At 72.7% G+C, this 21,271-nt stretch carries 19 protein-coding genes; 10 read left to right on the top strand and 9 right to left on the bottom strand.

Going from position 1 to position 21,271, the window contains the following annotated elements; all coding sequences use genetic code 11:
• The first annotated feature begins 216 nt into the window (after nt 1–216).
• Nucleotides 217–2,490 (top strand): molybdopterin-dependent oxidoreductase, encoded by a 2,274-nt coding sequence (locus tag LUW87_RS01080; RefSeq protein ID WP_232669224.1) that lies wholly within the window; start codon nt 217–219, stop codon nt 2,488–2,490.
• A gap of 13 nt (nt 2,491–2,503) precedes the next feature.
• Here the strand turns inward: LUW87_RS01080 and LUW87_RS01075 are convergent, their stop codons facing one another.
• Together LUW87_RS01075 and LUW87_RS01070 are read right to left on the bottom strand one after the other, a co-directional pair.
• Nucleotides 2,504–3,751, bottom strand: coding sequence for a hypothetical protein (locus tag LUW87_RS01075; RefSeq protein WP_232669223.1), 1,248 nt, complete (start codon nt 3,749–3,751; stop codon nt 2,504–2,506).
• Nucleotides 3,748–5,904: an arylsulfatase gene (locus tag LUW87_RS01070; protein WP_232669222.1), complete on the bottom strand. Its 2,157-nt coding sequence runs from the start codon at nt 5,902–5,904 to the stop codon at nt 3,748–3,750. The genes LUW87_RS01075 and LUW87_RS01070 overlap by 4 nt, the downstream gene beginning before the upstream one ends.
• Before the next feature lie 250 nt (nt 5,905–6,154).
• Here LUW87_RS01070 and LUW87_RS01065 point away from each other — a divergent pair, with 250 nt between their 5' ends.
• Nucleotides 6,155–6,772: a hypothetical protein gene (locus LUW87_RS01065; protein ID WP_232669221.1), complete on the top strand. Its 618-nt coding sequence runs from the start codon at nt 6,155–6,157 to the stop codon at nt 6,770–6,772.
• A gap of 15 nt (nt 6,773–6,787) precedes the next feature.
• Here the strand turns inward: LUW87_RS01065 and LUW87_RS18955 are convergent, their stop codons facing one another.
• Together LUW87_RS18955 and LUW87_RS01055 are read right to left on the bottom strand one after the other, a co-directional pair.
• On the bottom strand, nt 6,788–8,200 hold the full coding sequence (locus tag LUW87_RS18955) for an NYN domain-containing protein (RefSeq protein ID WP_232669220.1): 1,413 nt from the start codon (nt 8,198–8,200) through the stop codon (nt 6,788–6,790).
• A 50-nt stretch (nt 8,201–8,250) separates the two neighbouring features.
• On the bottom strand, nt 8,251–8,505 hold the full coding sequence (locus LUW87_RS01055) for a hypothetical protein (RefSeq protein ID WP_232669219.1): 255 nt from the start codon (nt 8,503–8,505) through the stop codon (nt 8,251–8,253).
• An 83-nt stretch (nt 8,506–8,588) separates the two neighbouring features.
• Between LUW87_RS01055 and LUW87_RS01050 the strand changes: the two genes are divergently transcribed.
• The gene (locus tag LUW87_RS01050) at nt 8,589–10,280 is read left to right on the top strand and encodes a DEDD exonuclease domain-containing protein (RefSeq protein WP_232669218.1); all 1,692 of its coding nucleotides are present in this window, start codon (nt 8,589–8,591) and stop codon (nt 10,278–10,280) included.
• Nucleotides 10,281–10,288: 8 nt separating this feature from the next.
• A complete protein-coding gene (locus LUW87_RS01045) occupies nt 10,289–10,948 on the top strand; it encodes a hypothetical protein (protein ID WP_232669217.1) in 660 nt (219 codons plus the stop codon).
• A gap of 55 nt (nt 10,949–11,003) precedes the next feature.
• Here the strand turns inward: LUW87_RS01045 and trpD are convergent, their stop codons facing one another.
• The 5 genes from trpD to LUW87_RS01020 all read right to left on the bottom strand — a co-directional run bounded on the left by trpD (nt 11,004) and on the right by LUW87_RS01020 (nt 14,140).
• Nucleotides 11,004–12,077: an anthranilate phosphoribosyltransferase gene (gene trpD / locus LUW87_RS01040; protein ID WP_232669216.1), complete on the bottom strand. Its 1,074-nt coding sequence runs from the start codon at nt 12,075–12,077 to the stop codon at nt 11,004–11,006.
• 55 nt (nt 12,078–12,132) lie between these two features.
• The gene (locus tag LUW87_RS01035; RefSeq protein ID WP_232669215.1) at nt 12,133–12,369 is read right to left on the bottom strand and encodes a WhiB family transcriptional regulator; all 237 of its coding nucleotides are present in this window, start codon (nt 12,367–12,369) and stop codon (nt 12,133–12,135) included.
• 90 nt (nt 12,370–12,459) lie between these two features.
• Complete coding sequence (locus tag LUW87_RS01030) at nt 12,460–13,080, bottom strand: DUF3501 family protein (RefSeq protein WP_232669214.1); 621 nt, start codon at nt 13,078–13,080, stop codon at nt 12,460–12,462.
• Between the two features lie 135 nt (nt 13,081–13,215).
• A complete protein-coding gene (locus tag LUW87_RS01025) occupies nt 13,216–13,635 on the bottom strand; it encodes a rubrerythrin family protein (protein ID WP_232669213.1) in 420 nt (139 codons plus the stop codon).
• Nucleotides 13,628–14,140 (bottom strand): Fur family transcriptional regulator, encoded by a 513-nt coding sequence (locus LUW87_RS01020; protein WP_232669212.1) that lies wholly within the window; start codon nt 14,138–14,140, stop codon nt 13,628–13,630. Before LUW87_RS01020 ends, LUW87_RS01025 begins: the two co-directional genes overlap by 8 nt.
• Nucleotides 14,141–14,272: 132 nt before the next feature.
• Between LUW87_RS01020 and LUW87_RS01015 the strand changes: the two genes are divergently transcribed.
• From LUW87_RS01015 to LUW87_RS00990, 6 genes are all read left to right on the top strand, one after another.
• A complete protein-coding gene (locus tag LUW87_RS01015) occupies nt 14,273–15,964 on the top strand; it encodes a glycerol-3-phosphate dehydrogenase/oxidase (RefSeq protein WP_232669211.1) in 1,692 nt (563 codons plus the stop codon).
• Between the two features lies 1 nt (nt 15,965).
• On the top strand, nt 15,966–17,528 hold the full coding sequence (locus LUW87_RS01010; RefSeq protein ID WP_232669210.1) for an FAD-binding oxidoreductase: 1,563 nt from the start codon (nt 15,966–15,968) through the stop codon (nt 17,526–17,528).
• A complete protein-coding gene (locus LUW87_RS01005; protein ID WP_232669209.1) occupies nt 17,525–17,899 on the top strand; it encodes a hypothetical protein in 375 nt (124 codons plus the stop codon). The genes LUW87_RS01010 and LUW87_RS01005 overlap by 4 nt, the downstream gene beginning before the upstream one ends.
• Nucleotides 17,900–17,913: 14 nt before the next feature.
• Nucleotides 17,914–19,356: an FGGY family carbohydrate kinase gene (locus tag LUW87_RS01000; RefSeq protein ID WP_232669208.1), complete on the top strand. Its 1,443-nt coding sequence runs from the start codon at nt 17,914–17,916 to the stop codon at nt 19,354–19,356.
• A 255-nt stretch (nt 19,357–19,611) separates the two neighbouring features.
• Nucleotides 19,612–20,379: a ferritin-like domain-containing protein gene (locus LUW87_RS00995; RefSeq protein ID WP_232669207.1), complete on the top strand. Its 768-nt coding sequence runs from the start codon at nt 19,612–19,614 to the stop codon at nt 20,377–20,379.
• A gap of 17 nt (nt 20,380–20,396) precedes the next feature.
• On the top strand, nt 20,397–21,197 hold the full coding sequence (locus LUW87_RS00990) for a ferritin-like domain-containing protein (protein ID WP_232669206.1): 801 nt from the start codon (nt 20,397–20,399) through the stop codon (nt 21,195–21,197).
• Nucleotides 21,198–21,271 lie beyond the last annotated feature (74 nt).

Here is a 21,271-nt window from a genome sequence, read left to right as displayed (position 1 = left end):
CAGAACCAGTGGTACGGGCCACCCCCCGGAACCCACTCGGCCCCGAAGACAGATGCCAGGTCTGTGCCGACCTGCAACAGGCGGAGGAGCGCCAGCGACGGAGCCTCAGACAGGCCACGCGTTTCGCCGAAGGCGGCGGAGGGAGGCTTGCCGACCGGAGCAAGGTGTTGCGAATTAGGGTCCGGAGCGAGACACCACCCGGGGGGGGGACCAACCATGACGACCACGGATGCGCCCAGCACGCGACGGCTGATCGGACCGATTCACGAGTTGCGCGAGGACGGCACCCGGGTGCACAAGCGCACCTGTCCGCTGTGCGAGTGCATGTGCGGGCTCGAGGTCCACCTCGACGACGACGACGGCGTGAAGGTGATCCGGGCCAACGCCGACGACGTCTGGTCCAAGGGCTACCTCTGCCCCAAGGGCACCGTGCTGGGACGGCTCCACGACGACCCCGACCGCCTCCGTCACCCCATGATCCGAGACGGTGAGACCTGGCGCGAAGCCACGTGGGACGAGGCCTTCGCACGCTGCCACGAGCTGATCGACGGCGTCCGCCAGACGTACGGCCCCACTGCGATGACCGCCTTCGTGGGCAACCCGGTCGGCCACTCCTTCACCCTCGGCCGCTACATGGCCATGCTCATCGGGCAGGCCGGCTTCGAGATGATCTACTCGGCCGGCACCATCGACCAGTGGCCCAAGAACGTCACCTGTGCCCTCATGTACGGCAACCAGTGGAAGATCCCGACGGTCGACATCCGCCGCACCGACTTCCTCGTCGTCATGGGCGGCAACCCCCAGGCCTCGGGCGGCTCGCTCATGGCCTGCCCCGACGTGCTCGGCGAGCTCGACGCCATCCGGGAGCGGGGCGGCACGGTCGTCGTCGTCGACCCCCGCCGCACGGGCACCGCCGATCGAGCCGACCAGTGGGTGCCGATCCGACCCGGTACCGATGCCGCCCTGCTGCTGGCCATGGTGCAGGTGATCGTCGAGGAAGGTCTGCTGGACCTGGGCTCGGTGGCCGACATGGTCGACGGTGTCGACGACCTGGTGGCCGCCGTCGAGGGGTTCACCCCCGACGCGGTGGCCGACTGGTGCGCGGTGCCGGCAGAGACCATCCGTGACCTGGCCCGGCGCTTCGCAGCGGCCGAGCGGGGCGCCGTGTACGGACGCATCGGCCTGTGCAACCAGGAGTTCGGCACGCTGGCGTCGTGGCTGGTCGATGTGGTCAACATCGTCACCGGGCACTTCGACACCGAGGGCGGTCTGATGTGGGGCCGACCGGTCAACGCCCCGATCGCCTGGTTCGCCGACACCGCGGCGACCGGTGAGCCCACGTTCGGTCGATGGACGAGCAGGGTGCGGGGCGCGCCCGAGGTCCTGGGGCAGGTCCCCTGCTCGTGCCTGGCCGAGGAGATCGCCACGCCGGGCGAGGGGCAGATCAAGGGCCTCATCACCATCGCCGGGAACCCGGTGATCAGCGTGCCCGAGTCCGACCGGTTGGAGGAGGCCCTCCCCCTCCTCGACTGCATGATCTCGGTCGACAGCTACCTCAACGAGACCACCCGCTTCGCCCACGTCATCCTCCCCGGTCCGTCTCCTCTCGAGACACCGCATTTCGACGAGCTCATTCCGGCCTGGGCGGTGGGCTCCGCCGTCAAGTGGAGCGACGCCCTCTACGCCCCGCCCGAAGGCGCGGTGCCCGAGTGGGAGACCCTGTGCCGGTTGGGCTGGTACTGCGCCGGAGGCACCGAGGAGACCTTCGATCTCGCCGCCATCGACGACGGCTGGTTCTCGGTCCTGTGCCAGATGACGGGCCGCGATCCCGAGGCGACCCTGGCCCTCTACGGCGAGGGCGGGCCCGAGCGCATGATCGACCTCATGGTGCGCATGGGCCCCTTCGGTGACCGCTACGGAGAGGTGCCCGACGGCTTGACCCTCGCCCGCATCCGCGACCAGGTCGACGGCATCGACCTGGGGCCGATGGTCCCCCAGGCCCATGAGTTGGTGGGCACGCCCTCCGGGCGGATCCAACTGGCCCCGGAGTACGTCGTCGGTGACCTGCCCCGGCTTCGCCGGGCCATGGCCGACGAGCCCGACGGGATGGTGTTGGTCAGTCGGCGCCACCTGCGCTCGAAGAACTCGTGGATGCACAACGTCGACGTCCTGGTGAAGGGCAAGGACCGCTGCACCCTTCTGGTGCATCCCGACGACGCGGCGCGCCACGGGCTGGCCGATGGCGGCCGGGCGCTCGTGAGCAGCGAGGCCGGCCAGCTCGAGGTGCCGGTGGAGGTCTCCGACGAGATGATGCCCGGCGTGGTGTGCCTCCCCCACGGATGGGGACACGACCGGCCCGGCACCCGACTCTCGGTGGCCCGCGAGCACGCGGGCGTCAACAACAACCTGCTGGCGCCGGGAACGTTCGTCGACGAGCTGTCCGGCAACGCGGCGGTGAACGGCATCCCGGTGGAGCTGGCGCCGGCCTGACCGCCGAGGCCGCTCACCACGCCAGGCGGCTCACCGTGCTGAACGAGCAGAGGTAGACGCACCGGTCACCCGGGGCGGGGAACAGCACCGATTGCAGTGCGCTGCCCGAGTCGAGGCGGGCCTGCTCGACCCCGGTCTCGATCTCTCGGACGACGAGCTGCTCCATCCACCGCTCCCCGTCGTGGTCGGCGGTGAGGACCAGGCCGCGGTCGGGGTCGAGGAGCAGGTGCGAGCCGTGGTCCTGATCGACGCGCCACCTCGGCGTGGTCTCGCCGTCGGCACCGATGTCGAACGCCGCCATCACCCCGTTGCCGCTGTCGTAGGCCACCGCGAGGCGACGGACCGGGTCGATCAGAGGCGGGTTGGCCACCAGGCCGCCGCTCAGCCCGGAGACCTCGGTGAGCGACACCGAACCGTCCACGAGGCCGACGCGGACCAGGTGCAGCGGGGAGGTCGACACCCCCTGCCCGCGGAAGGTGCCTGCGTAGCGCTCGCTGCCGGCACCGTCGTCGAGGAACCACGCCGCTCCCATCGACAGCACGGCGTCCCAGCCGTGCGTCTGTCCGGCAAGGGTGCGGTAGCGGGGGGCGAAGCCCTCGTCGAGGGCCAGGTCGATTCCGTCCCACGCCAGGCGGAACAGCGAGGTGTCCCCCACCACGTAGACGAGCGCGCCGTCGGCCGAGAGGCGGGCGATGGACGGCTCGGGCACCTCGGCCCGGGCCACGATCTCGAGCGAGACCGGGTCGAGCACGCAGAGCTGAGCCGGGGGTGCCGGCTCGATCGCGGACTCGCCCGGCCGCAGCCCACCGAAGTCCTTGGTGACGAGGTGGCCGTCCGGCAGGACCACGAAGCTGTTGTAGGCGCGCTCCCGCGGCAGCTCGGCGGAGGCCGCGACGGAGAGGTCGGGACGCAGCCGGTGCGCGTGGCGACCGAACACGACGTGGAGGCCTCCGTCGGCGTGGGCGGCGATGCCCCCCGGCCAGGCGGGCCCCCCGAGCAGCTCGACGGAACGAGCGCGAGGCGCGAGGGTCAACGGGTCGAGGCGTTCGACCCAGGCCACGGCGTCGTCGCCTGCCGTGTGACCGAGCAGGTAGAGCTCGTCGGGGTCACGCCACACGACCATCGTGGCGCCGGCCACCTCCCGTGAGCTCACCGATGCCGTGCTCGGCGACCAGCCGGCGAAGGCGCCGGCGCAGGCCTGGGGCCGCGTGGGCCCACCGTCCTCGGCCGGCCACCGACCGGCGTGGTAGCCGGCGCTCACTGGCGCCCCATGGCGGTGCGGGCCTCGGCCTCGGCCTGTGCCGGGTCGGGTGGGGTGCGAACGTCGACGAGGGCGATGTCGACGCGGTGGAGGGTCCCGGCGAAGGGGAAGGGCCCGTCGTGGCGATCGCTCACCGCGAGGCGCTGGTCGTGGCCCACCGAGGCCCCGACGCTCGACACGATGCGCATCACGAAGGGGACCCGGCCCGTCCCGCAGTCGTGCCCGTCGACGACGAGGGTGACCTCGCCCTCACTCCCGGTACGCCGGAACCGCACCCCCAGGACGGATCGGCCGACCGGGACGCGGTCGGTCGACTCCACCACGGTGTGCTCGCCGAAGGCGTTGTAGTCGAAGACGAGCTGGTCCCCCTCGACGAACAGCGACAGCCCGGCGTTGCCGTTGCCGAGGGCGTACAGGACGCCGTCCTGGCGTGACGACCGCTCGACGGTGGCCGCGAGGTCCCAGCTCCGGCCGGCGATGGCGGCGGCCACCTGCGCCGGCAGCGTGGTCATGGGCGGGCGGTAGGTGTAGCGCCGGCTGGGTGGGTGCGGGGTGTGCTCGGCGAACGTGATGCCGAACAGCTCCACGGTGCGGTCGTCGAGGGGCAGGACGCCGTGCTCGGCCGCCTCGATCCACCACCGGTCCACCATGGCGGCCAACCGCTGGGGCTCCGAGGCGGCGCGGTCGTCGCACTCGGAGCGGTCGACGTCGAGGTGGTAGAGCTCCCACACGTCGTCGTCGAAGGGCACGCCGGGCTGGTGGCGGGTGACGGCCTTCCACCCGTCGAGGTAGAGGCCCCTGTGGCCCATCATCTCGAAGTACTGCACCCGACCGGTGTCGCCCGTGGCCCGGCCCGACAACGACGGGGCCAGCGACCGCCCGGTGATGGGCAGCTGGGGAACGCCCCGGTAGGTGTCGGGGGCGGTCACCCCGGCGGCGTCGAAGACGGTGGGGGCCAGGTCGGTGACATAGGTGAAGCCGTCGCGGAGACCGCCGGGGTCGGCCACGCCCTTCGGCCAGTGCACCACGAGCGGGACGTGGACCCCACCTTCGTGGGTGTTCTGCTTGTACCACTTGAAGGGGGTGTTGCCGGCCTGGGCCCAACCCCACGGGTAGTTGGCGTGGCTGCGGGGACCACCGATCTCGTCGAGGTGGCGTACCGCCCGGTCCGGGGTCTCGAGCACGCCGTTGAAGAACTTCATCTCGTGCAGCACGCCGAAGGGCCCCCCTTCCTGGCTGGCGCCGTTGTCGGAGAGGACCACGAGCAGGGTGTTGTCGAGGCGACCGAGACGGTGCAGGGCATCGACCAGTCGCCCGATCTGGGTGTCGGTGTGCTCGAGGAAGGCGGCGAAGGCCTCCTGGAGACGGATGGCCAGCCGTCGGTCGTCGTCGGGCAGGGAGTCCCATGGCTCCACCCCCGGGTTCCGGGGCGCCAGCTGCGTGTCGGCACCGATCACGCCGAGATCCTTCTGGCGGGCGAACCAGCGGTCGCGGGCCACGTCCCAGCCGTGGTCGTGCCGGCCGCGCTGGCGGGCGAGGTACTCCTCGGGGGCCTGGTGGGGGGCGTGGGTGGCACCGAAGGACAGGTAGGTGAAGAACGGCCGGTCGGGGCGGATCGACACGGTGTCGTGGATCATGGCGATGGCCTGGTCGACCAGGTCCTCGGACAGGTGGTAGCCGTCCTCCGGCGTCGAGGGCGGGTCGATGCGATGGTTGTCGCAGACGAGATCGGGGCTGAACTGGTCGGTCTCGCCGTCGAGGAAGCCGTAGAAGCGGTCGAATCCCCGCTGCAGCGGCCAGCTGTCGAAGGGCCCGGCGGCCGACGCCTCGTGCATGGGCGTGAGGTGCCACTTGCCCACCGCGAAGGTGGCGTAGCCGGCGTCGCGGAGCACCTCGGCCATGGTCGTGGCCCGGTCGGTGACCTTGCCCCGCATGTTGGGGAAGCCGGTGTTGAAGTTGGACACGGCGCGCATGCCGACGGTGTGGTGGTTCCGTCCGGTGAGCAGCGACGCCCGGGTGGGCGAGCACACCGGGGTGACGTGGAAGTCGGTGAAGCGCAGGCCGCCCGCGGCCAAGGCGTCGATGCGGGGGGTCTCGAGGTCGGAGCCGAAGCAACCGAGGTGGGCGAAGCCGAGATCGTCGAGGAGCACCACGACGACATCCGGGGCGTCCGCACCGGGGTGGGCCGGCACGGGCCACGAGGGAGTCGAGTCGGCGACCGTCCTCCCGATCACGCCGTCGAAGCCCTCATCGGGACGCGGTCCCGTCCGTGGTCGGACCATCACCGGCTCCCCTCGTCGGGCCGATCGCCCTCGCCGATGGCCTGCCGGCGGCAAGCGCCTTCGCCGGTGGCGGCGGCCCGGAAGTATTGACAGTACAAGTGCAAATATCTACGGTAGCCGAGTGACGCCCGCCATGCACGAGGCCGGGTGGGCCGACCGGGAGGCCTCCGTGACCACCGACCTCACCCTCGATTCGCTGCAGCGGCGGATGGCGGCGATGCACGGGCTCTACTACCAGGCCGTGTCCACCATGGACATCGACCACGTGAACCACTTCGAACGCGCCGGGGTCCTCCCCATCGCCTTCTCCCTGTTCCACTACACGAACATGGAAGAGGTGGGGTTCTTCCTGATCACCGGGAGCGAGCCGCTGTGGGGCCCCGAATGGCAGGACCGGGTGCAGATGGCGATCGACGACCACGGCAAGCACCGCACCGTCGACGAGATGGTGCACCAGCGCATCGGCGACTACGAGGCCTTCAAGGCCTACCAACGGGCGGTCTTCGACCGCACCGAGGCCTACCTCGACGGGCTGGATCCGTCCGAGTTCGGCCGGGTCGTGATCACCCGACCCTTCCCCGAGCAGGTGGCCAGCACCTACAGCGCCCGGGTGGCCGGGCCCGAGGGCATCACCGTGCTCGACGGCCTCGAGTGCTGGCTCTACCAGCACGGCCTGCGCCACATGGGCGAGATCGAGCTGGCCCGGGGCCTCGTCGGCCTCGGCGGCATGACCAGCTGAGCCGCCGACCGCTGATCAGCCGGCCAGCAGGTCGAGCAGCTGCGACGCGGAGAGCGAGGCCGCGCCCCGGCGCGCGCTGCCGGCCACGACCCGCCGGTCGCTCGACACCACCGTCACGGGCCGGTCGAGTGGAAACTCCCCGACCAGGGACAACAGAGCGTCGTCGGCCTCGACGCCGGGCACGGTGAAGCGCACCTGCACGCCACGGGGCCGCGATTCGCCCGGAAGGCCACGACCCTCCTCGGCGCCGTCGAAGACGACCAGCGGCTGACAGCCCGTCCGGGCGGCGAGACCGGCGAGGGCGTCGACCAGACGGTCCCGCTGCGCGTGCAACGCCAGCGACGGCCATCCCTCGAGGCTCACGTTGTAGCCGTCGACCAGCACCACTGCGCCCGGCAGCCGCGCCAGGTGGTCGGCGGCGTCGACCGAGTCGTCGAACATCCCGACGGGGAGGCGAGGCGCTCGCCGGGCACCGCCGCCGCGCTCGGGGTCCGGTGCCGACGAGGAAGGTTCGACGATGGGAGCCCCGGTCGGATGGAGAGACGGAACCGGGGTGGGTTCGGCCGGGTCCCCCGCCACGGCCTCCGACACCGAGCCCAGAGCCGCGGTGAGCGCGGCGGCGGCGTCGGTCACCCGCGCCAGCGCGGCGACGACCCTCGCTCGATCGGCGCGCCCACGGTGCAGGTCGTCCCCTCGGCGTTCGTCGGGTCCGGACTCCGGGGGTGACGATCCCGACGGACCGGGGTCGTCACCCCCGGATGCCTCGGCGGCCTCCTCGAGCTCCCGGAGCCGCTGGCGAGCATCGTCCAGCTCGGCAGCCTGGCGCCGGTTGTCGGCCTGGGCGAGACGGAGCTCCTCGTGACGAGCGGTCAGCCGGGTCTCGGTGGCCTTGAGGTCGCGCACCGCCCGTTGGCGTTCGTCGGTCAGCTCGGCCTTCGCTCGCGAGGCCTCGTCCAGGCGCCGGCGCAGCTGGGCCACCACGTCCTGGAGCTCGGAGAGCTCGCGCCCTGCCGCGGAGAGCTGAGCTCGGGCCGCTCGGGCGGCGGTGAGGGCCTCGTCGCGCTCGGTGCGCAACCGCTCCCGGTCGCGGTCGAGGCGCCGAGCCCGAGACACGGCATCGACCTCCTCGGCCTCGGCCTCGAGCACCGAGGCCATGGCCTGTACCTCGGCCCGCCAGCCCTCGCCCTGCTCGAGGACGAGCACCGCGGCCGTCGCAGACGGGTCCGGCTCGTCATCGCCTCCATCGCGCTCCCCCGCCGCCGACCAGTCGGACGCGGCGCGCACACGGGCCCGGAACGCCTCGTCGACCTCGAGCGCCTTCAGCGCCGCGTCCAGGGCCGGGCCGGTCAGGCGCCGGAAACCGAGATAGGGCCGCAGGCTCACCGGTGGGGGCACCGCCGGGCTGGCCCGTCGGCCGTCGCGGGCCACGGCGACCGCCGTCTCGAGGACCGGCCGCAGCAGGGCCGCCTCGGCAGGGGTCAGCGGGCCGACCCCTCGGTGTCGTCGTGGGCCCGGGCGGCGGCCTCCGCCGCGCTCAGCTCCACCACCGACGTCCCCGTGCCGCACCACCGGCACGACACGTCCTCGACCGCCTCGGCCAGGACGTCCTCGTGCTCGACCCGCAGCTCTCCACCGACCGAGTAGTGGTGGTAGGCCCGGGTCGTCCGCGTGCTGGTGACGTCGAAGCGGGTCAGGTTGCCACAGGCCGTGCAGCGGTAGCGCGAGCTCGTCACGCCCGGAGCCTACCCAGCCGCTGGCGAGCCACCGGCGCCGACGAACACTTGTGCGCCGAACGGGCGTTCGCCAGACTGGTGGGGTGCCTCGCGCCGGACAGCTCTCCCTCGACGATCTCGGCACACCGTTGCGCGACGTCACGTTCTGCGTCGTCGACCTCGAGACCACCGGCGGTTCGCCCACGACGTGCGGCATCACCGAGATCGGCGCCGTGAAGCTCCGAGGCGGTGAATGCCTCGGCACCTTCCAGACCCTCGTCAACCCGGGCCGGGCCATCCCACCGACCATCACGGTGCTCACCGGGATCACCGAGGCCATGGTGCTGCCGGCGCCGCGCATCGAGGACGTCCTCCCGAGCCTGCTCGAGTTCGTCGGCGACGCGGTGATCGTCGGCCACAACGTCCGCTTCGACCTGTCGTTCCTCCAGGCCGCCCTCGAGGCAGACGACCGACCCCGCCTCACCAACCGCAGCGTCGACACCGTCGCCCTGGCCCGCCGCCTGGTGCGTGAGGAGGTGCCCAACTGCAAGCTCGGCACCCTGGCCGACCGCTTCCGACTCCCCCATCGCCCGTCGCACCGCGCCCTCGACGACGCCCTCGCCACCGGCGACCTGCTGCACCTGCTGCTCGAGCGGGCCGGTCGCCTCGGGGTGACGGGCCTCGACGACCTCCTGACCCTGCCCACCATGGCCGGCCACGCCCAGGCCGCCAAGCTCCGCCTCACCGAGGGGCTCCCTCGCTCCCCTGGGGTGTACCTCTTCCGCGACGCCCGAGGCGATGTGCTCTACGTGGGCAAGGCCACCGACCTCCGCGCCCGGGTGCGGTCGTACTTCTCCGGCGACGAGCGCCGCAAGATCGGCGCGCTGCTGCGCGAGACCGTCCGCATCGACCACGTGGCCCACCCCCACACGCTGGCGGCCGCGGTGCACGAAGTACGGCTGATCCAGCGCTTCAGCCCCCGCTACAACCGGCAGGCTCGGGAGTGGGGGCGCTACGTCTACGTCAAGCTCACCTTGAACGAGGCCTTCCCCCGACTCTCGATCGTCAAGGAGGCCAGGGACGACGGCGCCGTCTACCTCGGCCCCCTCACGTCGCGCCGGTCCGCCCAGCTCGTCGTCGATGCCATCCACACCGCCAGCCGCCTGCGACGCTGCACCGCCCGGGTGGGCCGCACCCCCAGCCGCCAGGCCGCCTGCGCCTCGGCCCAGCTCGGGGTCACCCTGTGCCCGTGCGCGGGCGGGCTGTCGGCCGTCGACTACCAGCCCGTCGTCGATCGAGTGGTGCGAGGTCTGCGCCACGACCCCGATCTGTTGCTCGACCCACTGCGCCGGCGCATCGAGGAGCTGGCCGCGTCCGAGCGCTTCGAGGAAGCGGCGGACGCTCGTGACCGGGCGGCCGCGCTGGCCGCCGCGCTACGCCGCCAACGCCGCCTCGACAGCCTCCGCCGGTCGGGGTTCGTGCGCCTGCACCTCGCCGACGGCAGCGGTGCCGATCTCGAGCACGGCCGCCTGCTCCGGGTGTGGCCTCCGGACGCCGAACCCCCGCTCGAGCGGCCCCTCGACCTCCTCGCCTCCACCGACACGTCGGCACCCCTGCCCCGCGACCGGGTCGACGAGGCGCTGTGCGTCGCCGCCTGGCTCGACCGCAGCGCCGATCGCGTGGCCCTGTCCCTCTGCGAAGGCGAGCTGGCCTCACCGCTCCCGTCGCTGCCCACGTTCCAACCGGCCAAGGGTGCCGCCCCGCGACGTCATCGTGAGGTGGCGCCGGTACCCTGAGCCCTGCGATGCGCAACCTGGCCGTCTTCCTCCTCGCCTTCGTCACCACCTGGATCGTGCTGCTCACGCTGGCCGTCGTGGTGGCCCGCTGGAAGCTGCAGCGACGCAACCGCGTCAGCCCGGCGGTCAAGAGCCCGGCGCCGCTGCTGTGGCTGTGGTCACCCACCCAACCCGCCCGTCTGCACCGCCGCCTGCAGGGCGCGGTCACCGAGATCCACCTGGCCCCCAGCCGGCGCGCCCAGTCCACCGGCTCGGTCGACGACATGCGCCGCGAGCTCGAGTACCAGGCGGTGGAGATCGACCACCACCTCGTCGTGGCGTCGCGTCACCCACGCCGCAGCCGTCGAGCGCTCATGGCCACGCTGCAGTCCCAGGTCGACGAGGTCGAGCAGCTGTCCATCCGCCTGTCGCGTCTGAGCCGCCCGGCCGGAGCGGTGGCCACGGGCTGGGAGCTGAGCCAGCAGCCCCCGGAGGTGCTGGCCCGCCTCAACGAGCAACTCGACCTGCTCGACGCCGCCGGCGACGAGCTCGACGCCATCGAACGGGCCTCCGGCCTGGGCGACGTCGAGGTGGTCCTGGCCCCGCTCGAGCGCAAGGCCCACGCACCGGTCTCGCCGCTGGCGCCGGCCCCCGAAGCCTCGTCCTCGCCGCCTGCCGCCGCCGGCTGACATCCCCGGCGCGGGTCCTCTCAGCGGCCCGCGGCCGCCCATCCGGGAGGTGCCGTCAGGAGCGGGCGGCCTCGTGCGAGGCGGTGACCAGGCGAGCGAGCACCTCGGCGGCCGCGCCCGAATCGATCGATCCCCGAGCGGCGTCGAGTCCGGCGGGCAGGTCGTCGACCACCTCGGCCACCACCAGCGCGGCCGCGGCGTTGAGCACCACGATGTCGCGGTAGGGACCTTCCTCCCCGGCGAGCACCCGCCGGGTGATGCCGGCGTTGGCGACCGGGTCGCCGCCGGCCACGGCCGCCACGTCCACCACCGTCAAGCCCAGGTCGGCTGGTTCCACGAGGAAGGTGCCCAGCTGGCCGTCGCGGATCTCGTGGACCTCGCTCGGACCGGTGGTGGTGAGCTCGTCGGTGCCGTCGGCCCCGGCCACCACCATCGCCCGGGGTGCACCTCGCTCGAGCAGGACCCCGGCGACGAGCGGCGCCAGCCGACCGTCGGCCACCCCGACCACCTGGCGGGTGACGCCGGCCGGGTGCGACAAGGGCCCGAGGAAGTTGAACACGGTCGGCACGCCGAGCTCGCTGCGCACCGGTCCGGCGTGGCGCATGGCCGGATGGAAGCTGCGGGCGAAGCAGAAGCCCACCCCGGCCTGCTCCACGCAGTGGGCCACGCCCACGCCGTCGAGGTCGACGACCACGTCGAGGGCTTCGAGCAGGTCGACCGAGCCGGAGGTGGACGACGCCTTGCGGTTCCCGTGCTTGACGACGCGCGCCCCTGCGCCGCCGGCCACGAAGCTGGCCATGGTGGACACGTTGAGGGCGTGCGCCCGGCGGCTGGGCCCGCCGCCCGTGCCCACGATGTCGACGGGATCCGGCCCCGGGGGCAGCTCGATCGGCGCGGCGGCGGCCAACATGGCGTCGACCAGGCCCGCCACCTCGTCGACGGTCTCGCCCTTCATGCGCAACGCCACGATGAACGCCGCGATCTGGGCATCGGTCGCCCGGCCGGCCAGGATCTCACCGAGCGCGGCCCCCGCGGCCTCGGCGCTCAGGTCGCCGCCGGCGGTCAAGGTGCCGAGGATGCCCGGCCACCCACCGTGCGCTACGAGCAGGTCGGCGGGTTCGGTCGTCACGACGGGTCTCCTGATCCGGGGGCGGTCGGGTGCGAAGCGACCCTACCGGCGGGCGTCAGGCCGTCCGGCGGCGCTGCCGGATGATGCGCCGGCGCTCACGTTCGGTGGCGCCACCCCAGATGCCGTCCTTCTCCCTGATGGCCAACGCATGCTCGAGACAGGCCTCCCGCACGACGCACTCCGCACAGACCGCTTTGGCGGGTACGGCGTCGTCCTCGTCTTCCGACGAGGGGTAGAAGATCTCGGGTTCGAGACCCTTGCAGGCGGCCTTTGAGCGCCAGAGGGGGTTCATCGGGAGAGCTCGGCTCCTCCGCTGGAGCGGTGGTCGACGACAGGACGTTCGAGTATCACCCGCCCCGGACGCCGAAGTCCAAATGGCCCCTCAGCCCCGCAGGTCGGCGAGCAGCTCGGCCCGGGTCACCTCGGAGAGCTCCAGTTCGTGGTGGTACTCGGGATGCGTGACGGCGAGCACGACCGGCCCGGCGGTGAACGCCTCGATCTGGGACGGGTCGAGCTCCCAGCCCACGTAGTGCACCGACGCGGTGATCTCGTCCCGGGTGAGCTGAGCCTCGTGGGCGGGATCGAGCAGGCATGGGATCGCTTCGGCGTCAGGTCCGATGCGCAGCTCGACGGAGCGCTCGACCCCCACCAGCTTGGGCAGCCACTCCCTCAGCTCGGCCTCGGTGGTGAGCTCGATGAACATGGTGGCCGACAGGTGCCCGGGGTCGGGGATGAGCGGGTTGTAGGCCCGCAGCTCGCCCTCGATGCCGGTGTCGGAGATGATCTTCTCGACGCGTGCCATCTCCTGGATCTGGAAGCGGATGGTGTCGCGGTTCTCGAAGACGAAGGTGACGAACGGCCCGACGTGCACGCGCCGCTTGGCCTTGAGCTCTATGACGCGAGCCCGGAACTCGGCGCGCTCGCGCTCGTAGGCACGCAGGTCGGAGATGTCGTCGAGGGTGAGCTTGGACATGGGATCCTCCTGGGACAGCCACGCAGGCACCGGTCGCAGCGTAGGGGCGGCCCGGCTCGGGACGGGCATCGGAGCCGGGGATCGGCAGTGCCATGGGGCACCCCCGAAACGGCGGGTGGCCGCCCCGAGGGGCGGCCACCAGGTGTTCGGTACCGAGACGTCCGATCAGGAGATGGCGGACAGGCCCTCGGTGAAGCGGCCGGCGTGGCTCTTCTCGGCGCGGGCGAGCGTCTCGAGCCATTCGGCGACCTCGGTGAAGCCCTCCTCGCGGGCGGTCTTGGCGAAGCCGGGGTACATCTCCGTGTACTCGTAGGTCTCGCCGGCGATGGCCGACTTGAGGTTGTCGGCGGTGGGGCCGACGGGCTCGTCGGTGACGGGGTCGCCGACCTGGGCGAGGAAGTCAAAGTGACCGAAGGCGTGACCGGTCTCGCCCTCGGCGACGGAGCGGAACAGGGCAGCCACGTCGGGGTAGCCCTCGACGTCGGCCTTCTGGGCGAAGTAGAGGTAGCGGCGGTTGGCCTGGCTCTCGCCGGCGAACGCCTCCTTGAGGTTTTCCTGGGTCTGGGAGCCCTTGAAGTCAGCCATGTGGTGCGTCTCCTGATGGGGTTTGGGAGCCGGCCGGCGAGAGCCGGGCGGCGGGGTCCGGGCTCGGCCCGGGGTGCTGCACGTCCTTCGCGGCGCGGCACGGGCCGCACCTTCCGCGGAAGACGATCTCGGTGCCCGAGACCTCGAAGCCACCCTCGAGGTCGTCCGGCAATCGGACAGAGGCGAAGGTCGCCTCCACATCGTGCACCTTCCCACAACGGTCGCAGACCAGATGGTGGTGAAGGCTGGTGTTGGGGTCGAAGCGGGCCGAGCCGGTGCCCAGCTCGAGCTCTCCGATCTCGCCCATCGCCGCCAGGTCGTGGAGCGTGGCGTACACGGTGCGCAACGACACGGTGGGCATCTCCTGCACGACCAGGGCGTGCACGGCCTCGGCCGTGGGGTGCCCGTGGTTGCCGTGCAGGGCCCGAAAGACGCTCTGACGCTGGGGCGTGACCCGCAGGCCATGGGCCCGGAAAAGGTCGGTCAGCTGGTCAGGCGTCTTCATGTGCCACCTACCGTAGCACTTGTCGTCAACGATTGTTATCTAGAAAGCGCTGGCTCGACCGCGAGCGCCGACGGCGACCTCCCCGCCGGCGCCGCTCGTGGTCCCGGCGGCGAAGGTTCGTAAGCTCCCTGCATGCTCCCCGGCGCGTTCGACCGATCCGATGCTCTCCGTCGCCTCGCCGACACCCGCTTCGACGTGGTGGTCGTCGGGGGTGGCATCACCGGAGTCGGCTGCGCGCTCGACGCCGCCTCACGTGGCCTGCGCACGGCTCTGGTGGAGCGCGACGACTTCGCCTCGGGCACGTCGTCGAAGTCGTCCAAGCTGGTGCACGGGGGGCTGCGCTACCTGCAACAGGGCGACATCCGCCTCGTCTACGAGGCCCTGCTCGAACGCCAGCGGCTGCGCCACAACGCTCCCCACCTGGTCAAGACCCTCCCGTTCCTGATCCCCATCTTCGGTTCGCGGGGGGTGGTGAACAAGAAGCTGGCCCGGGCCATGGGGTCGGCCATGTGGATGTACGACCTCACCGGGGGCGTCCGCATCGGCAAGCTCCACAAGCGGATCTCACCCCGCGAGGCACGAGCCCACTTCCCCGTCCTGCCCGAGGAGCGCCTCCTACCGTCCTACCTCTACTACGACGCTCGGGCCGACGATGCCCGGCTGTCGCTCGCCGTGGCCCGGACCGCCGCCCTCGAGTTCGGCGCGGTCGTCGCCAACCGCGTCGAGGTCAGCGGGCTGACCAAGGACGACCAGGATCGGGTGGTGGCCGTCGAGGTGGAGGCCGACGGCCAGACCCTCACCGTGCGCACCGACTCGGTGATCAACGCCACCGGCGTGTGGGCCGACGACATCCGGGCCCTCGACGACCCGACCGCCGACGCCACGATCCGACCGGCCAAGGGCATCCACATCACCGTTCCGTGGCACCGGCTGCGCAACGACATCGCCGCAGTCATCCCCGTACCCGCCGACAAGCGGTCGGTCTTCGTCGTCCCCTGGGGGGACTTCTCGTTCGTCGGCACGACCGACACCGACTACGACGGCCCCCTCGACGACCCCCAGTGCACCCCGCAGGACGTGCAGTACCTCCTCGACGCCGTCAACGGCTCCACCACCGCCGCGCTCACGGTCGACGACGTGGTCGCCACGTGGGCCGGTTTGCGACCTCTGGTGGCCTCGGCCTCACCGGGGCGCACCGCCGACCTGTCCCGGCGCCACAAGGTGCAGCGATCCCCCAGCGGCGTCGTCACCATCACCGGCGGCAAGCTCACCACCTACCGGGAGATGGCTGCGGACACGGTGGACGAGGTCCTCGAGCACGTGCTCGAGGCCCGGGTCCTCGAACGGGCCCAGCGCCACAGCCGCACCCGCCGCCTGCGCCTCCACGGCGCGGCGGGCTACGAGGAGCTGGTCGAGGACGCCGACGGGGTCTCGCCGCTCGGCGCCGAGATCGTGGTCCACCTGGCCGACCGCCACGGCGGGGAGGCCCGCACCGTGCTGGCCATCGCCGAACGCGACCCGGACCTGGCCCGCCCGCTCGTCGACGGTCTCCCCTATCTGCGGGCCGAGGCCGTCTACGCGGTGCGCTACGAGATGGCCCGCACCCTCGACGACGTGCTCAGCCGCCGCACCCGGGCCCGCCTCCTGGCTCGCGACGACTCGGCGGCCGCAGCCGCCGACGTCGCGGCCCTGATCGCACCGGAGCTGGGGTGGGACGCGGCCGAGACCGCTCGGCAGGTCGAGCGGTATCGGGCCGCAGTGGCCGACGAGCGCCGAGCCCCGGACCTGCCCGAGGTGGCTCTCGACGCCGCCGTGGGAGCCTGAGGTGGCCACCGAACCCACCACCGAACCCGTCGGTCCGGGTCGACCCACGGCGCCCATCGCCCTGGCCGGAGATCCCGCGGCGACCACGGCACGGGTCGAGGCCGCCCACGTGGCCGTCGACGACGCGCTGCTGGCCCGCCTGAGGAGCGTGTGCGCCGACGTCACCGTCGATACGGCCGAGCGCACGGAGGCCAGCCGCGACTGGTGGCCTCTCGCCATGACCTGGGCCCTCGAGAACCAGGTCGGCGGCCTGGCGGCCGCGGTGGCCCGGCCCACCAGCCCGGCGCAGGTGGCGGCCGTGCTGCGCCTCTGCCACGAGGCGTCGGTACCGGTCACCCCGGCGGCGGGCCGCAGCGGTGTGGTCGGCGGCTCGATCCCCCTCCACGGCGGGGTGGTGCTCGACCTCTGCGGCCTGGCCGGGATCCGAGCCGTCGACGAGACGTCACTGGTCCTCGACGTCGCGGCCGGCACCTTCGGCGACCGCCTCGAAGCCGACCTGCGTCGCGACCACGCCCTGACGGTCGGGCACTGGCCACAATCGATCTCGCTGTCGACGGTGGGCGGCTGGCTGGCGTGCCGTGGGGCCGGACAGCTCTCGAACCGCTACGGCAAGGTCGAGGACATGGTGCTCGGCCTCGACGTGGTGCTCGCCGACGGCCGCACGCTGACCACCGGCGGCCACGCCCGCCAGGCGGTGGGACCGGACCTGAACCAGCTCTTCGTCGGGTCCGAGGGCACGCTCGGGGTGATCACGGGGGCCCGGCTGCGCGTCCACCCCGCCCCGGACACCGAGCAGCGCGCTGCCTACGGGTTCGCGTCGTTCGCCGACGGGCTCGAGGCCTGCCGCCGCATCCTGCGTCGGGGGGCGACGCCGGCCGCTCTGCGCCTCTACGACGCCGTCGAGGCCGATCGCAGCTGGTCGACGGGCGACACGACCGTGCTGTTGGTCCTCGACGAGGGCGACCCCCTCCTCGTGGAGGCCGCCATGGCCGTCACCGCCCAGGAGTGCCATACCGCCGACCGCCTCGACGACGACCTCGTCGAGCGCTGGCACGCCCACCGCAACGACGTCAGCGCTCTCGAGGCGCTGATCTCTCGGGGCTACGTGGTCGACACCATGGAGGTCACCGGACGCTGGGGCGCCCTGCCGGACATCTACGAGGCCGCCCGCGACGCCATCGCCGCCGTCCCCGGGGTGCTGGCCGCCTCGGCCCACATGTCGCACAGCTACGCCGACGGGGCGTGCCTCTACTTCACCTTCGCCGGCAAACCGTCAGACGATCCCTCCGCCACCGAGAAGCTGACGTTCTACGAGCGCTGCTGGGACGCCGGCACCACCGCGGTGCTCGACCGCGGCGGGTCGCTCAGCCACCACCACGGCGTCGGTGTCAACCGGGCCCGGTTCGTGTCGCGGGCGCTCGGGAGCGGCGGGCTGGAGGTGCTGGCCGCCGTCAAGCACGCCCTCGACCCCCACGGCATCCTGAACCCCGGCAAGCTGGGGATCCCCTCGCCGTTCGGCCCGGCCCACTTCCCGCCCTCGAGCATCGGCACGGAGACACCATGAGCGTGCTCGATCGCCGCGTGCTGCTCGCCGGCATCCTCAACGGGCTCTTCTTCGCCCTCCCGGCCGCCGTCGTCAGGCAAGCCGTCGGGCCCGGCCTCGTCGCCTCCGCCATGTTCGGCATCGTGCTGTTCAGCGGGGCGCTCGCCGGCTTCGCCGCCGCCCGCTCGCTCCCCGACCGCGCCTTCATGCACGGAGCCATCGCCGGCGCCATCACCTTCCTCGGCGCCCAGCTCGTCTACACCGTGTGGACCCGCACCCTGCCGAACCCGATCGCGCTGGCCTTCTGGGTGTTGGCCTTCGCCTCGCTCGGGTCCATCGGCGCCTACGTGGCCCTGTGGAGAGCGGCCAACACCAACGCCCGCAACGACTGACGAGGGGGAACCAGATGAGCATCCTGGTGATCGACGTGGGGACGTCGGGTGTGCGCGCCGCGGTGGTGCGACCCGACGCGACCGTCGCGGTCGAGGCGCGCATTGAGGTGCTGCCCGACAGTCCGGCACCCGGCCTCGTCGAGTTCGACGCCGCGGCCATGGCCGACGCCGCCCTCGACGTGGCCCGGCGGGTGCTGGCCGAGGGCGGGCCGGTGGAGGCCGTCGGCATCGCCAACCAGCGGGCCTCTGTGGTCGTGTGGGACCGGGCCACCGGTGAGCCGGTGGCTCCCGCGCTGGGCTGGCAGGACCTGCGCACCGTGGGCGACTGCCTGACGCTGCAGGCCGACGGCCTGCGCCTGGCCCCCAACCAGTCCGCCACCAAGATCGCCCACCTGCTGGACGCCGCCGACCCCGACCGGACCCGGGACCTGTGCGCGGGCACGGTCGACGCCTGGATCACCTGGCACCTGACCGGCGGCACGACCCACGTCACCGACCTGACCAATGCCGCCGTCACCGGCCTCCTCGACGGGCCGGCCACCGGCTGGGACGCGGCCGTGCTCGACCGCCTCCGGATCCCGGCGGGCACGCTGCCGCGCCTCGTCGACTCCTCGGGGCCCATCGCCGAGGCGTCGGCCCTCCCGGGCGCCCCACCGATCTGTGGGCTGGCCGGCGACCAGCAGGCGTCGTTGATCGGGCAGGGGTGCGTGGCACCCGGACCGGCCAAGATCACCTTCGGCACCGGCGGCATGCTCGATCTGGTGACCGGCCCCGAGCGTCCCGTCGCCGCCGCCCGCTCCGAAGGCGGCACCTTCCCCATCGTCACGTGGCGCCGGGGCGACGAGCTCGTGTGGGGCCTCGAGGCGATCATGTTGTCGGCCGGCACCAACGTCGAGTGGCTGCGCGACGACATGGGGCTCATCCCCACCGTCGCCGAGTCCCACGACGTGGCTCAGGGCTGCACCGACACCGAGGGCGTGGTCTACGTGCCGGCCCTGCTCGGGTTGGGCACGCCCCACTGGGACTACGGGGCGCGGGGCACGCTGCTGGGGGTCACCCGGGGCACGGGCCGGGCCCACGTGGTGCGCGCCGTGCTGGAGGGGGTGGCCCACCGGGGGGCCGACCTGGTGGAGGCGGCCGCCGCCGACGCCGGCCAGGACATCGACGCCTTGCGCGTCGACGGCGGGATGAGCGACAACCCCACCTTCGTCCAGGCCCTCGCCGACGCCACCGGCCGCCGTGTCGAGGTCTCCCCCGTCACCGAGGCCACCACCCTGGGGGCGGCCTACCTCGCCGGGCTGGCGATCGGCACCTGGGGCGGGTGGGACGACGTGGCCGCCACCTGGAGCCCCCGGGTCGTCGTGGACCCGGCGTCCGAGCCCGACCGCGACCGCTGGCAGCGCGCCGTCGCCCGGGCCCGTGAGTGGTACCCGGAGCTCTCGGGCCTGGACTTCTGAGGCCGGCGACATCGCCGCCGGTCCGCCCGGGAGCCACGAGGCAGTGCGAGACTCGCCCACGGCAGCACCTGCGGCGCGCCGGGCCGATGTGATCAGCCGACCTGCTTTGCGCAAAGCTGCTCGGTATCCGGCGTCCCCTCCGGCCGCCACCGACCGCAACATCCGGAGCCTCGGCCCCGGGACGGGCCACGGGGCCAGCGCTCTCGACGCCCACCACCTGCACCGACTGCACCCACCGTACGAAGAGGACACACCATGTCGATGAGGATCCGCCGCCTGGTGGACGAGGTTGACGACCAGCACCGCGACGCGATGCGCACGATCGGCGACGATCTGGCCGCGGTCCACCTGGACGACAGCGACCCCGACCTGGTCGCCTCCCGCCGTCGCTTCGTCCGCAACCTCGGCGCCGGCGCCGTGGCCTTCGGCGCCGTCGGCATCTCCGGGCTGGCCCTCGCCCAGGCCGCCTCCGCCGCCGAGGACAGCGGCAGCGGTGCCGGCAGCAGCAGCGACGGCGAGGAGGACGGCGCCGACCTCCCGGCCGCCGACATCGAGCTGGTCTCCTTCGCCCAGGGCATCGAGCTGGCCGCCGTGGCGGCCTACGGCCTCGCCGTCGACACCAACCTGCTCGACCCCATGGCCGTCGAGACCTGCCGCACGTTCGCCCGACACCATCGCGAGCACGCCACCGCCCTCGGTTCGCTGCTGCCGTCCGCCGACGTGGTCGCCGACCCCAACGGGGCCGTCGTCGACGCAGTCGTCCCCCAGATCGAGGGGGCCGGCGACCAGGACGCGCTCCTGCAGGTCATGTACGGCGTGGAGGAAGGCGCGGCCGCGACCTACCTGCTGGCCCTCGGGTCCCTGCAGTCCTGGCTCGCCGCGGGGCCGGCGGCCACGATCCTCCCCATCGAGTCCCAGCACGCGGTCGTGCTCGGCCAGATGCTCGAGCTGCCCGAGTCGGACTGGATGCCGGCCTTCGGCACCACCGAGGCCGCCTTCAACCCCGCCGACTTCGCCGGCTGATCCCGAGAGGACCAACCATGCCTGCCGATCTTCCCAACGACGAGATCCGCCGTCAGCTCCGGGCCTCCCAGCGCGAGCACGACGCTGTCCTCCCGGCCTGGCGCCGCGCCCTGAGCCGGGTGTTCGACCCCGCCTCGGGGGCCAGCACCGATGATCAGGCCCAGCTCCTCGGTCTCCCGGCCCGCCGCACCTTCCTCGCCGGAGGCGCCACCCTCGCCGCCGGTGCCGTCCTGGCCGCGTGCGGCTCGGACTCCACCGACCAGATCCCGGTCACGGGTGCGGGACCGACCGTGCCGGAGAGCACGACCACCACTGCGCCGGGCTCGCCCGCCGAGAACATCGTGCTGCTCAAGACGGGGCAGTCCATCGAGCTGCTGGCCGTCGACGCCTACCAGGCCGCGCTCGACTCGGACCTGGTGACCTCCTCGGCCATCGCCGCCACCGCTCGTCTGTTCCAGGGCCAGCACCGAGAGCACGGCGAGGCGCTGGGCGAGACGCTGCGCAACCTCGGCGCCACCGAGGTCTCCGGACCCAACCAGTTCCTCCTCGAGAACGTCGTCCAGCCCGGCCTCGAGGCCGCCGCCGACGAGACCATGGTGGTCCAGCTGGCGGTGTCGCTCGAGAGCCTGGCCGCCGCCACCTACGTCAAGGCGGCCGGGGTGCTCACCACCCCCGAGCTGCGCCAGACGATCATGTCGATCGGAGGGGTGGAGGCCCGCCACCTGTCGGTGCTCTACGGCGTGCTCGGCACGTCCCAGGTGCCCACGCCGTTCTTGCGCACCGGGGCGGCCGCGCCCGAGTTGGCCTACGTCGACTGACCCGTCGCCCGTCCCGACCCGGGGCGACGACAGACCGCAGCACGAACCTCGGAGGGGTGCCCGGCGCACCCCTC

The sequence above is a fragment of the Rhabdothermincola salaria genome (assembly GCF_021246445.1).
In the GTDB taxonomy this organism is placed as follows: domain Bacteria; phylum Actinomycetota; class Acidimicrobiia; order Acidimicrobiales; family Acidimicrobilacustridaceae; genus Rhabdothermincola_A; species Rhabdothermincola_A salaria.
This window is presented reverse-complemented; position numbering and strand designations above follow the sequence as displayed.

Bases quoted from the DNA above. Each gene is read 5' to 3' on its own strand.
- LUW87_RS01080 (WP_232669224.1), top strand. From the start codon at position 217: ATGACGACCACGGATGCGCCCAGCACGCGACGGCTGATCGGACCGATT.
- LUW87_RS01045 (WP_232669217.1), top strand. From the start codon at position 10,289: ATGCGCAACCTGGCCGTCTTCCTCCTCGCCTTCGTCACCACCTGGATC.
- LUW87_RS01035 (WP_232669215.1), bottom strand. From the start codon at position 12,369: ATGAACCCCCTCTGGCGCTCAAAGGCCGCCTGCAAGGGTCTCGAACCC.
- LUW87_RS01025 (WP_232669213.1), bottom strand. From the start codon at position 13,635: ATGGCTGACTTCAAGGGCTCCCAGACCCAGGAAAACCTCAAGGAGGCG.
- LUW87_RS01020 (WP_232669212.1), bottom strand. From the start codon at position 14,140: ATGAAGACGCCTGACCAGCTGACCGACCTTTTCCGGGCCCATGGCCTG.
- LUW87_RS01015 (WP_232669211.1), top strand. From the start codon at position 14,273: ATGCTCCCCGGCGCGTTCGACCGATCCGATGCTCTCCGTCGCCTCGCC.
- LUW87_RS01005 (WP_232669209.1), top strand. From the start codon at position 17,525: ATGAGCGTGCTCGATCGCCGCGTGCTGCTCGCCGGCATCCTCAACGGG.
- LUW87_RS01000 (WP_232669208.1), top strand. From the start codon at position 17,914: ATGAGCATCCTGGTGATCGACGTGGGGACGTCGGGTGTGCGCGCCGCG.
- LUW87_RS00995 (WP_232669207.1), top strand. From the start codon at position 19,612: ATGTCGATGAGGATCCGCCGCCTGGTGGACGAGGTTGACGACCAGCAC.
- LUW87_RS00990 (WP_232669206.1), top strand. From the start codon at position 20,397: ATGCCTGCCGATCTTCCCAACGACGAGATCCGCCGTCAGCTCCGGGCC.